This is a genomic window from Pseudoalteromonas luteoviolacea, assembly GCF_000814765.1.
Classification (GTDB): domain Bacteria; phylum Pseudomonadota; class Gammaproteobacteria; order Enterobacterales; family Alteromonadaceae; genus Pseudoalteromonas; species Pseudoalteromonas luteoviolacea_H.
In genome coordinates this window covers 510,064-522,659 of the sequence record NZ_JWIC01000010.1, presented here as the reverse complement: position 1 = coordinate 522,659, position 12,596 = coordinate 510,064, and the positions used below count along the sequence as shown (strand labels likewise).

10 protein-coding genes and 1 tRNA gene are annotated in these 12,596 nt (G+C 42.3%); 7 read left to right on the top strand and 4 right to left on the bottom strand.

What is annotated here, in order from left to right:
* Position 1: 1 nt before the first annotated feature.
* From surE to rpoS, 4 genes are all read left to right on the top strand, one after another.
* The gene (gene surE / locus JF50_RS23835; RefSeq protein ID WP_039611778.1) at positions 2 to 751 is read left to right on the top strand and encodes a 5'/3'-nucleotidase SurE; all 750 of its coding nucleotides are present in this window, start codon (positions 2 to 4) and stop codon (positions 749 to 751) included.
* Between the two features lie 5 nt (positions 752 to 756).
* Positions 757 to 1,395: a protein-L-isoaspartate(D-aspartate) O-methyltransferase gene (locus JF50_RS23830; protein WP_039612174.1), complete on the top strand. Its 639-nt coding sequence runs from the start codon at positions 757 to 759 to the stop codon at positions 1,393 to 1,395.
* 98 nt (positions 1,396 to 1,493) lie between these two features.
* Positions 1,494 to 2,321, top strand: a complete 828-nt coding sequence (locus JF50_RS23825; RefSeq protein ID WP_052262734.1) for a peptidoglycan DD-metalloendopeptidase family protein — start codon at positions 1,494 to 1,496, stop codon at positions 2,319 to 2,321.
* A 52-nt stretch (positions 2,322 to 2,373) separates the two neighbouring features.
* The gene (gene rpoS / locus JF50_RS23820) at positions 2,374 to 3,357 is read left to right on the top strand and encodes an RNA polymerase sigma factor RpoS (protein ID WP_039612172.1); all 984 of its coding nucleotides are present in this window, start codon (positions 2,374 to 2,376) and stop codon (positions 3,355 to 3,357) included.
* A 628-nt stretch (positions 3,358 to 3,985) separates the two neighbouring features.
* On the opposite strand, the gene JF50_RS23815 is transcribed toward rpoS, so the two are convergent.
* The 3 genes from JF50_RS23815 to pepA all read right to left on the bottom strand — a co-directional run bounded on the left by JF50_RS23815 (position 3,986) and on the right by pepA (position 8,993).
* Complete coding sequence (locus tag JF50_RS23815; protein ID WP_039611777.1) at positions 3,986 to 6,832, bottom strand: valine--tRNA ligase; 2,847 nt, start codon at positions 6,830 to 6,832, stop codon at positions 3,986 to 3,988.
* Positions 6,833 to 6,855: 23 nt separating this feature from the next.
* Positions 6,856 to 7,302, bottom strand: a complete 447-nt coding sequence (locus JF50_RS23810; protein ID WP_039612171.1) for a DNA polymerase III subunit chi — start codon at positions 7,300 to 7,302, stop codon at positions 6,856 to 6,858.
* A gap of 179 nt (positions 7,303 to 7,481) precedes the next feature.
* A complete protein-coding gene (pepA, locus tag JF50_RS23805) occupies positions 7,482 to 8,993 on the bottom strand; it encodes a leucyl aminopeptidase (RefSeq protein ID WP_039611776.1) in 1,512 nt (503 codons plus the stop codon).
* 195 nt (positions 8,994 to 9,188) lie between these two features.
* Between pepA and lptF the strand changes: the two genes are divergently transcribed.
* Together lptF and lptG are read left to right on the top strand one after the other, a co-directional pair.
* A complete protein-coding gene (gene lptF / locus JF50_RS23800; RefSeq protein WP_039611775.1) occupies positions 9,189 to 10,301 on the top strand; it encodes an LPS export ABC transporter permease LptF in 1,113 nt (370 codons plus the stop codon).
* The gene (gene lptG / locus JF50_RS23795; protein ID WP_039611774.1) at positions 10,298 to 11,365 is read left to right on the top strand and encodes an LPS export ABC transporter permease LptG; all 1,068 of its coding nucleotides are present in this window, start codon (positions 10,298 to 10,300) and stop codon (positions 11,363 to 11,365) included. The genes lptF and lptG overlap by 4 nt, the downstream gene beginning before the upstream one ends.
* 36 nt (positions 11,366 to 11,401) lie before the next feature.
* On the opposite strand, the gene JF50_RS23790 is transcribed toward lptG, so the two are convergent.
* Positions 11,402 to 11,899 carry an RDD family protein gene (locus JF50_RS23790; RefSeq protein WP_039611773.1) on the bottom strand — a complete coding sequence of 166 codons (498 nt, stop codon included), beginning with the start codon at positions 11,897 to 11,899 and terminating at the stop codon, positions 11,402 to 11,404.
* 248 nt (positions 11,900 to 12,147) lie between these two features.
* Between JF50_RS23790 and JF50_RS23785 the strand changes: the two genes are divergently transcribed.
* Positions 12,148 to 12,232 (top strand) — tRNA-Leu (locus tag JF50_RS23785).
* The last annotated feature ends 364 nt before the right edge of the window (positions 12,233 to 12,596 follow it).

Below are 12,596 nucleotides of genomic sequence, written 5' to 3'. Positions count from 1 at the left end.
TGTGAAGATATTACTGAGCAATGATGATGGTGTAAGTGCAAAAGGAATAGAGGTGCTTTACAAAGCGCTCAGTGAATTAGCTGATGTGACCGTGATTGCGCCTGATAGGAATTGCAGTGGTGCGAGTAACTCTTTAACACTCATGAATCCACTGCGTACGAGTACATTGGAAAATGGGTTTATTTCAGTCAATGGTACGCCTACAGATTGTGTGCACCTTGGGGTGAACCAATTATTTGATGAGCCTCCAGCATTGGTGGTGGCAGGGATAAATAATGGTGCCAATTTAGGCGATGATACACTGTATTCTGGTACTGTTGCGGCTGCTGCCGAAGGTCGCCACTTGGGGTTACCTGCGATAGCTGTTTCTCTATGCTCTAAAAAAGAGGCGAACTATGAAACTGCTGCGGCAGTGACCTTAAAAATAATTAAGGCGCTTGATAGCCACCCATTACCACAAGATCAAATATTAAATATTAACGTGCCTGATATCCCCCTGTCTGAGTTAAAGGGCATTCAAGTCACTCGCCTTGGCGCACGACATAAAGCCGATACAATGACTAAGCAAACAGATCCTTGGAATCGGGATATATACTGGTATGGTACTTTGGGTTCAGAAAGTGACGCAGGTGAAGGGACGGACTTTTATGCTGTGAAGCAGGGTTATGCCGCCATTACACCATTAACTGTTGATATGACTGCCCATGAGAGTCTTGAGCGTTTGGCTACTTGGTTATCGTCTCAGGAGTAATGATTTTGCTTAATAACTATCAACGCAGTGCTGATAAATTAGTCAACAGCTTGAGAGCGCAAGGGGTTCAAGATGAAGCCGTTTTGCAGGCAATGCTCAACACCCCAAGACACCTATTTATTGATGATGTACTAAAGCACAAGTCATACGAGAATACTGCATTACCTATTGGTCAGGGGCAGACAATATCCCAGCCATACATAGTAGCTAAAATGACAGAGGTGTTGCGTCAGGTTGGTGTTCATGACAACGTTTTAGAAGTAGGAACGGGTTCTGGATATCAAACAGCCATATTAGCGCAGCTGTTTGATAAGGTGTTTAGTATAGAGAGAATTAAAGCCCTTCAATGGCAAGCTAAAAGGCGACTTCATCAACTCGATTTATATAATGTTTCTATGAAGCATGGTGATGGCTGGCAGGGGTGGCATTCGAAGGCGCCTTTTCATGGCATTATAGTGACGGCGGCCGCATCGGTTGTTCCTGAATCTCTGTTAGCGCAATTAGCTGATGGCGGCGCTATGATCATTCCCGTCGGAGTGGATGAGCAGATATTAACGCTATTTGTGAATCAAGGAGGGAAAATATCGAGACAGGACATTGCTGCTGTAAAGTTTGTGCCGCTTGTTGCTGGGCCAATCTCATAAATAATTGAGGAAATATATTTGCAACCCTGATAAATTGTCTTTTATTAGTGGTTTAAGTATGCATATGTAATTAAATAATGGGATTTAATGGAGTGTGGGTGAAAAGTGCGAACTTTTTTATAGTAGGTATACTGTGCAGTTCAATAGTAGCCTGTTCATCTGTCCATAAACCTGCACCTGTGGTGAGCCTTACTAAAGGTAAGACCAAGGTGTCAAAAAAAATTCATATAAAAAATAATCGTTATAAAGTGAAAAAAGGCGACACGCTATTTTCCATTGCATTTAGCGCAAATAAAGATGTAAGAACGGTTGCCAAAATCAACAAAATCCAGCCTCCCTACACCATTTACCCTGGTCAAACTATTTTACTAAGCTATCCTAAAAAATCTAACAAAACGGCTAAAAATACAGCGCAAAAAACCAAAAAATATACAAGTAATAAACCTTTAAATAACAAACCCTCAAAAAAAGAGCTTGATCCCCCCAAGCAACGAGAGTATGTTCAAAGTCAAGCCAATAAAAAAACCAATGACACCAATGCTTTGTTGAATAAAAAGGTACGGTGGAACTGGCCCGCAGTAGGTAAAGTGACACGACGCTTTTCTATTAAAGAAAATGGCTACAAGGGAATACAGATCACAAACAAAACAGGGACATCGATAAAAGCTGCGGCAAGTGGCATTGTTGTATATGCAGGGAGTGCATTACGAGGTTACGGTAACTTGATAATTCTGAAACATACAGATGATTATTTAAGTGCCTATGCCCACAATTCCAAATTGCTAGTAAGAGAGCAGCAGCAGGTTAAAGTGGGGCAGAAGATTGCCGAAATGGGTAGTTCGGATGCAAGCTCAGTTGCTTTACGATTTGAAGTAAGGTACAGAGGTAAATCCGTAGACCCAATTAGGTATCTGCCTAAAAAATAGCGTATCGACGTATTGATGGAACACTATCACTTATTCGCTTGGGAGGATGCTTATGGCTCAAACAGCAAAACAGAAAAGTAAAGTGAACCCGGAATTAGACGATAAGTTTGACGGGGTGAATGAAGATGGTCCGAACGAAGAGCTTTTGGAAGACATTGACAGTGATGAAGAGGTTTTTTCAAAAGATGAAACGGTTAAAAACCTGGATGCAACTCAGCTCTATCTAGGAGAGATTGGTTTTTCTCCACTACTGAGTGCTGAAGAAGAAGTATATTTTGCGAGAAAAGCACTAAAAGGGTGTGAAGCGTCTCGTAAAAGAATGATTGAAAGTAATTTAAGGCTCGTAGTTAAAATAGCACGTCGCTATAACAATCGAGGCTTAGCACTTCTTGATTTGATAGAAGAAGGTAATTTAGGCCTTATCAGGGCAGTAGAGAAGTTTGATCCTGAAAGAGGTTTTAGATTTTCAACCTACGCGACATGGTGGATCCGCCAAACCATTGAACGTGCCATTATGAATCAAACCCGCACTATTCGCTTACCTATCCATGTTGTTAAAGAACTGAATGTGTACCTTAGAACTGCGAGGGAGCTAACCCAAAAGTTAGACCATGAGCCGACTGCAGAAGAAATTGCTGAATGTCTTGATAGGCCTGTGGAAGATGTCAGCAAAATGCTTCGCTTAAATGAGAAAATCACTTCTGTCGATACACCTATCGGTGGTGATAACGACAAAGCGTTGCTGGATATTATTGCAGACGAGCGTGGTTATGAACCCGAAAGTGAAGTACAAAATAAAGACATCAACCGTCATATAGTTGATTGGCTTGGCGAGTTAAATCCTAAGCAGCGTGAAGTTTTAGCACGGCGTTTTGGTTTGCTAGGATATGAGCCTTCCACTTTGGAAGATGTAGGTCGAGAGATTGGTCTTACTCGTGAGAGAGTTCGACAAATTCAGGTAGAAGCATTGCGTCGTCTGAAAGATATTCTCCAACATGAAGGGCTTAGTACAGACAGTTTGTTTGAGCAGTTGTAGCCATTTTTGACATTATTAATATATTGATTTTAGAAAAGTATGCGTTGTTCACCGAAGAGCTTAACAGTTAATACAAAGTAACTAATGAGCTTTGATACTTGCCTACTGATCTGAAACCCTGAATAAAAAGCCACATTCCAGGATGTGGTTTTTTATTGTCTCGAACTTTTATAGCGTTGAAATAGGTCATATTCAAATGTCACAAAACCAGTGTCACTAATTTACTTAATTTCACCATATACACGTGTAATCTAGTCGCATCTCAAGACATCTTTGATGAAATAAGGCAAGTATCCAATAGTACATAATACCGCCTTTTAATGCGCTTGAGTTTTTTCTTTAATTGAGAAAAGTCATGGGGTTATCGTAAGCATAATGGGGAGTAGTATCACAGCTTGGATTAGAACACAGGTCTTGCTAAGCATTCATTGCTTTTAAGCGCCTCATTCTCTCGGATTCACTAGGTGTATTTTGATTGTAAAGTCGGTGACAGTTTTTCGTCCAACTTGAAAAGTGATGATGTTCTTCAGGCTGTAAGGAAGCTATCGAAGTAGCAGTAATATTAGAGACTTGAGAGAGGCTGAACCTAGGAGAGCATAGGCCACCATAAAGGTGGCCTAGACAGTGATTATAAGCTTTCTATTTTCGCTTTTTGCTCTAGTAGCTTTGCTTTAGCGTCACTAAACTCAGTCAGTTTCGCTTTTTCTTTTTCAAGAACTGCTTCAGGTGCATTGTTGACGAATTTCTCGTTTGCTAGCTTTTTCTCTACCTGTGCAAGGCCTTTTTCTGCCTTTTCTAGTTGCTTACCAATACGGGCTAATTCAGCATCGACATCAATTAAACCAGCCATTGGGATCATAATCTCTAAATCACCGATAAATGCCGTTGCAGACGCTGGTGCATCATCTTTATTGGCAAGTACAGTAAATGCTTCTAGCTTAGCTAGTGAGCTTAAGAATGCTTGGTTTTCATCTAAACGTCGTTGATCTTGTTCACTCACATTGGCAAGTAGTACGCTCAGAGGTTTGTTTGGACTGATGTCCATTTCACCGCGGATATTACGAATAGCAAGAATAAACTGCTTAACCCACTCAAGATCTTCCATTGCCTGTGCGTCAACTTGTGACTCATCAAACTCAGGGAAAGCTTGTAGCATAATCGTATTTGCTTCAAGGCCTGCTAATGGCGCTACACGCTTCCAGATCGTCTCTGTAATGTATGGCATTAGCGGGTGCATTAGGCGTAATAAACCTTCTAATACCGTGATCAGCGTATGACGGGTGCCTCGTTGCTGCTCTTCATTGCCTTTGAATAGTACCGGTTTAGTTAGCTCTAAATACCAATCACAGAATTGGTTCCATGTGAATTCGTATATGGTATTTGAAGCAAGGTCAAAACGGTAGTTATCTAAATGCTCAGTGAATGTTTGAACAGTGTTTTGGAACTGGCCTAAGATCCAGCGATCAGCAAGCGAATACTGCCTAGGGGCATCGTTAAAACCACAGTCTTGCTCTTCTGTATTCATCAGAACATAACGGCTTGCATTCCATAGTTTATTACAGAAGTTACGGTAACCTTCCAGTCGATTCATATCCCAATTAATGTCACGACCTGTTGATGCCATCGCGGCAAGCGTGAATCGGAGCGCATCTGTGCCATGTGCTTCGATACCGTCAGCAAACGTTTTACGTGTGTTTTTCTCAATCTTTTTCGCAAGCTGAGGCTGCATCATGTTGCCTGTACGCTTTGTTACTAGGCTTTCAAGGTCAATACCGTCAATCATATCCAGCGGATCAAGCACATTACCTTTTGACTTTGACATCTTGTCGCCATTTTCATCACGAATAAGGCCTGTAACATAAACCGTCTTAAATGGAACTTGTGGTGTACCATCATCATTTTTAACGAAATGCATCGTCATCATGATCATGCGAGCAACCCAGAAGAAAATGATGTCAAAACCAGTTACTAGCACATCTGAAGGGTGGAATACTTTCAGATCTTCTGTATTTTCTGGCCAGCCCTGTGTAGAGAAGGTCCAAAGTGCAGAAGAGAACCAAGTATCCAGTACGTCATCATCTTGTGAAAGTACCACATCATCAGCAAGGTTATTTTCTTTACGAACCTCAGCTTCGTCGCGGCCGACATAAACGTTACCTTGTGCATCGTACCATGCTGGGATCCTGTGGCCCCACCAAAGCTGGCGAGAAATACACCAGTCTTGAATGTCGCGCATCCAAGAGAAGTACATATTTTCATATTGCTTTGGCACAAACTCAATGTCACCGTCTTCAACTGCCTTGATTGCAGGTTCAGCAAGCGGTGCAACACGCACATACCATTGATCGGTTAATAAAGGTTCAATGACAACACCTGAGCGATCGCCATAGGGTACTGTGAGGCTGTGATCATCAATTTTCTCTAATAGACCTGCTTGCTCAAACTCTTCAATGATAAGCTTTCTTGCATCGAAGCGATCTAGGCCGTGAAAACGCTCTGGAATTGGTGCATCTAGAGTAAGTTCTTTACCATCAAAGGTGTAGCTTTCACCTTGAGTTAGTACCGCGGCATCTTTGTTAAAGACATTGATCATTGGAAGCTGGTGGCGCTTACCGACTTCATTATCGTTAAAATCATGAGCAGGTGTGATTTTCACACAACCCGTGCCTTTTTCCATATCAGCATGTTCATCGGCTACGATAGGGATACGACGATTAATGATTGGAAGTAAAATTTCTTTACCAATTAAATCTTGGTAACGCTCGTCTTCAGGGTTTACTGCCACACCTGTGTCGCCAAGCATAGTCTCAGGGCGGGTTGTCGCCACGATGATGTAATCTTTGCCGTCTTGAGTCTTAACGCCATCAGCAAGTGGATAACGTAGGTTCCACATGTGACCTTGTTTGTCTTTGTTCTCAACTTCAAGATCCGAAATTGCGGTATGTAGTTTTGGATCCCAGTTTACTAGGCGCTTACCACGGTAGATCAGATCTTCTTTGTAAAGGCGAACAAATACTTCTTTAACAGCTTCTGATAAGCCTTCGTCCATCGTAAAGCGCTCACGGTCCCAGTCGACAGAGGCACCTAAGCGGCGCAATTGCTTCGTAATAGTGCCGCCTGACTCGTTTTTCCATTTCCAGATGCGGTCAATGAACTCTTCACGACCAAGGTCATGTCTTGTTTTACCTTCTTCGGCTGCAAGTTTACGCTCAACAACCATTTGTGTTGCGATACCAGCGTGATCTGTACCTACTTGCCATAAAGTATTTTTACCTTTCATACGCTGATAGCGCGTAAGGGTGTCCATTATGGTGTCTTGGAACGCGTGGCCCATGTGCAGGCTACCTGTGACATTTGGCGGCGGGATCATGATTGAGTATGCATCGCCTTGCCCAGAAGGCTTGAAATAGCCTTTTTCTTCCCAGTCTTGGTATAGAGACTGTTCAATATCTTGTGGATTATAGGTTTTATCCATTACACAGAACCTTAAAAAATACTTTAGTTATCAATTTCTTTAGTTGAAATATTGGCGCCAATCGCGCGCAGTTGTTTGAACCTTTCCCGTGCAGCCTGTTTGGCCATCGGCTCGACAGGGACAAAGTCATATACTTGCTCAAATCGTCGGACAAAATCCGGGATATGTGTGGCAAGGTTTATAAGTATTGTACGTCGCCCTACAGGGGGCATTTGGCCAATTTCTACAGGAGCGCCGCCTTTTGGGCCTTCTCCTTGCAGATTATGTGGTACAAAACTGTCAGCGTCGAACTGCCACAAATGTTCGTCAATTGCATGGGCATTTTCTACCGTATCCACGTATATAAATACACGTTGCCCTGCGCGGTACAGTTTAGCAGCACTTCGGGCTGCAAGATCAAAGTGAGCCGGGACGTGATGGCTAGGCTCTTGGTCATGCTTTAACACTAAAAAATGTGCATTGATTGACATGGCATGTGACTTATCTTCAGTACTGATCACAGGACACCAAATAAAAATACTTCGTGCCTGAACAGCGTTCAAAATAAAGCCGCATTCTGACACAGAATGCGGCTCTCATCAATCTACTGTGGGCCTTGAAACGAGTTATTTAACGTCCCTTCAAAAATCCATCTATGTTTAGCTGATGTTTAATCTTGCAAACCTTCAGTAATGTTTGCACGATTAAGCAGATATTGCATCAACATTGGTACTGGGCGTCCGGTTGCGCCTTTATTGGCACCACTGCGCCAAGCCGTACCTGCAACATCAATATGTGCCCAATTATACTTCTTCGTAAATTTAGATAAGAAACATGCGGCCGTAATAGTGCCTGCTGGGCGGCCCCCTAAATTGGTAAAGTCAGCAAACGGGCTTTTCAGCTGCTCTTGGTAATCATCCCAAAGCGGCAGTTGCCAAGCTCTGTCACCACTTTGCTCAGACGCTTTAAGCAAGTCGTGTGCAAGCGGGTTATGGTTTGATAATAAACCAGAAGCATGGTGACCGAGTGCGATAATACAGGCACCTGTTAAGGTGGCAACATCTACAACGGTTTCTGGTTCAAATGCTTCGACATAAGTTAAAGCATCACACAGTACTAGTCGACCTTCCGCATCGGTATTGAGTACTTCAACGGTTTGTCCTGACATAGTTGTAAGGATATCACCTGGGCGATATGCACGACTACTTGGCATATTTTCACAGCCTGCTAATACGCCAATGACGTTAAGTGGTAGCTGCATTTCGACAACGGCACGCATTAAACCAAGTACGCCAGCGGCGCCGCCCATATCGTACTTCATCTCATCCATGCCTTCACCTGGCTTAAGTGAAATACCACCTGAGTCAAAAGTGAGGCCTTTACCAACAAACACGATAGGGGCTTGTTTTTCCGATGCGCCGTTATAGTGGATCACTGACATCACAGACTCATTTTCACTGCCGCGACCAACAGCAAGATAAGAGTGCATGCCAAGTTCTTCCATCTCTTTCTCACCAACTAGGTTTACAGTGACGTTATCAAACTCTTTAGCTAGTAGCTCAGCTTGCTCGCCAAGATAGCGAGGGTTACAAATATTAGGTGGCATATTTGCAACGTCTTTGCAGAGTTTCGCACCCGCTGCAATTGCTAAACCATGCTCAATAGCATTTTCACCAATAGTCAGCTCTCTACGAGTTGGGACATTGAAGACAATTTTGCGTAGTGGACGTCTAGCTTCACTCTTTTTACTTTTAAGTTGGTTAAATGTATATAAGCAATCTTGTGTTGTTTCAACAGCTTGCCTTACTTTCCAGTAAGTGTCACGGCCTTTCACATGCTGCTCAGTTAAGAAACAGACCGCTTCCATAGAGCCTGTTTCATTTAACGTGTTAATGGTTTTTGAGATAATTTGCTTGTACTGTTTGTCATCAAGCTCTCGCTCTTTACCACAACCAACTAATAAAACACGTTCACTCAATACATTGGGTACATGGTGTAATAACAGTACTTGTCCTGGCTTACCCTCTAGGTCGCCACGACGCAATAAATTGGAAATATAGCCTTCGCTGATTTTATCCAGCTGCTCACCAACCGGCGATAAACGACGTGGTTCATACACCCCAACAACAATACAAGCACTGCGTTGCTTTTCTGGACTACCACTTTTAACGCTGAATTCCATTGCGACTCCTAAGTCTAAGTTATGCCATTTCAAACTTTAAATGCCACCCTACATCAAGTTAACTAAGTTACTTTAGTGCTGCCGCACTAGTAGGATATTTGATTTTGATGGCATATAATAAAGTGACTAAAATAACCAGTTTACTCAAAATTTCCTACTATTCCAGTGAAATGAGACGTTTTATAGGGGCGAACATTGCTAATTTTTCGATATTTGACTGCTGAAGTTTTAAAATCGCAGGTCGCCGTTTTCCTTACTCTAATGACGATTTTTCTCTCCCAAAAATTTGTCAAAATCTTAGCCGAAGCTTCCGGCGGAGGAATTCCAGGAAAACTCGTATTGTCATTTTTAGCGCTTAATTTACCTAAATTAGCCGTATATATCCTACCGCTAAGTGTTTTTTTAGGCATTATACTGGCTTACAGCCGGATTTATGCTGACAGTGAAATGACAGTATTGAAGGCATGTGGCGTAAGTGAGTGGTATGTGGTTCGGGTAACACTCATTTCAAGTTTCTTTGTTGCGTTAATTGCAGCTACAGTGAGTTTGTATGTCGCCCCGTGGGCTGGCGAAAAACAAAATCAATTACGCGAACAAGCAAACGCAGAGTCGGGTTTGACGCAGTTGCGTGCTGGTCGATTTCAACAAACCGGTAATGAAAAAGCAGTGGTGTTTATCCACAATACCAGTGATCAAGGTTCTGTATTAAATAAGGTGTTTGTTGCGCAGCTACCTGAAAAAGAATCTAACAATGCTGCTCGCATCGTGTATGCCCAGCAGGGAGAAGTGGCAGAAGGTGAATCAGGAGAGCAGCAACTGATCTTGAAAGATGGCAAGCGCTACGAAACTGATGGGTTTAGTCAAGCGTTAAACAAGACCGAATTTGGCAGTTATCAGGTGCAGATCCAAGAGCAAGAAATTGAGCGAAGAAGGCGAGAGTTAGAAGATTTACCATCGAGTCGACTGCTGGAGTTAAATACACCAGAGGCAGCAGCACAATTTCAGCTGCGTATAGCGACACCAATTTCCATTATCCTCTTGACACTATTGGCTGTGCCTTTGAGTGTTGTTAACCCAAGGCAGGGCAAGTTTGCTAAATTGGTACCGGCTATTGGTATTTATTTAGGTTACTTTATTTTACTCAATGCCGGAAAATATTTAGTTGCAGAGGGTAAAATTCCACCCTCTCTCGGCTTGTGGTGGATCCATCTATCGGTCCTATTTATTGGTGCATACCTCATTGTTAAAGGCCGGCCTTTTGGCGTATGGCTCAGGTCTATTTGGAAAAAGAGGGAGGCTGTCGCATGATGAAGATGCTTGATTGGTATTTAGGTCGAAGTATTTTACAAACTACGAGCTTTGCTTTGTTGGTATTTGTAGGCATTAATACCTTAATTAAATTTATAGAGCAGCTTCGTTCTGTTGGCCGAGGCTCTTATGAAGTTTCCGATGCACTGCTTTTTACACTTTATAGCGTGCCGAGTGACATTGTTGTATTTTTTCCTATGGCGGCGTTGATAGGTGGTTTAACGGGCTTGGGGGTGTTGGCTTCAAGCAGTGAGCTGGTGGTCATGCAAGCTGCTGGTATGTCGCGGTTGCAAATCATTGGCTCAGTGATGAAGACGGCCATCGTGTTGGCAATATGTATGATGATTTTAGGCGAATGGGGCGCGCCTGAAGCTGAGCGCACTGCAAAGCAGCTAAGAAACCAAGCTATTTATGGTGGAGAGGTGTACGATGCTCAAAAAGGGCTGTGGGCTAAAGATGGTAATAACTTCATTAATATTGCAAATGTAGAGAAGTCAGGAGAACTAACAGATATTAATATTTACCACTTCGCCGATGATTTGAGTTTAGAAAAAATCACCAGAGCACAGTCGGCTGTAACCTCAGATGAGGGGTGGATGCTAAAGGCTGTTGAAGAAGTGCAGATCACAGACCAACAGGTCAGTACATATTATGCCCAAAGTAAACTTTATAGTTCGCAGCTTACAATTGACCGATTAGGCGTCGCTTCATTTGAGCCAGAATCTTTATCTTTTAGTGGGTTGCTGTCTTATCTAAACTATTTAGAGCAGAATGAACAGGATACGAGTAACTATGAACTAGCGCTATGGCGTAAGGTGATCCAGCCGGTAACGATTGCGGTTATGCTGTTAGTGGCACTGTCATTTATTTTTGGCCCGTTGCGATCTGTGAGTATGGGGGCAAGGATCATCATGGGGGTAGTAACCGGTTTAACCTTCCATTTGAGTAATGAAGTGTTTGGGCCCATTGTCATGGTTTATCAAATCCACCCATTCATTGGCGCGGTGATGCCCAGTATAATGTTTACATTGGTTGCAATGTACTTTTTGCAAAGAAGGCAATAAAAAAGGCGCGATGAGCGCCTTTTTTATGGTTAATACCTAGTCGAGGCTATCGTATACTTTTTTATTTTCTTCTTTGGTTAATATCAAAACTTCTGTCTGACATACTAAATCTTGTAATGCGCGTTTTTGCTTCACGTCAATTAATACGAGCAAATTGCCTACGCCTAATAATGCAGCTAAGCTTCTCAAAATTGCTTGAGGCCAAGAGAGTAGTGTGCCATCTGTATTTTGCACTTTTAGTCGCCATGCTCTCATCCCAATAGTTTGACCACTTTTAGTCCAGAAATACGCGAAGAACAAAACAGCGACAAGTATTAGTAGTGCTGAACGGCTGTAATACAAGGCAGGAGTGGCTTGAATGAGTGCAGAAACATCTTCATGGCCACCTAAGGAATACCAGCCCAAAGACAACATACCTTGAACGACTCCTAAAAATGCAATAGTGGTAAGCATCGCAAAAGCAATAACAACGAGCGCATCATATATTAAGGATGCAACCCTTCGAATAAACCCTGCTCGGGGAAATGTAGACATTTAAAAACCTATATAAACCTGTATAGCAATATTCTACACATAATATAGGCCCAAATTTATTAAACCTCGATATTTTATGATTTTGGTCAAATACTCAGCACTTGAACATATTTATTAAAAAAACTGCTTGCGGGGCTGTCACATATTTGTATAATGCAGGGCATAGAGACGAAGGCAAATAAACAAAGCCTAAGCTCAAAGTGGTTTTTCTTTATCTTCTCAAAGTTAGAAGATTAAAGAAAAATGATGCCAGTGTGATGGAATTGGTAGACATGACGGATTCAAAATCCGTTGCCTTCGGGCGTGGCGGTTCAAGTCCGCCCACTGGTACCACTTTTTATAGCCTCAGAGAATTCTGAGGCTTTTTTATTTCTAAAAGATTATTTATTCTTGAGTCTCATAGCCTTCCAAACGAACTTTATGTCGCGATAGTTCAGCTACTTAGTCTAATTTCTTAGTTTACTTGTGTGCTTTTTATAGGTGCTTTGTATACGCTCAGCAGGTAGCTTTTCTCTTTTGGGGAAAGTTTCAGTCCTTCTAAGATTTCCATCTCTATTTTCACTGGCTCATCGTGCTTAATCATATAAATAATTGAGTCTGCAAGACGGACTTTATTTCGAGTGGAAAGTTGGACATAAGTTATGTAAATGACAGCAGGCAGTATTAGCAGCAGTAATATGAATAAGGCTATGAAAAT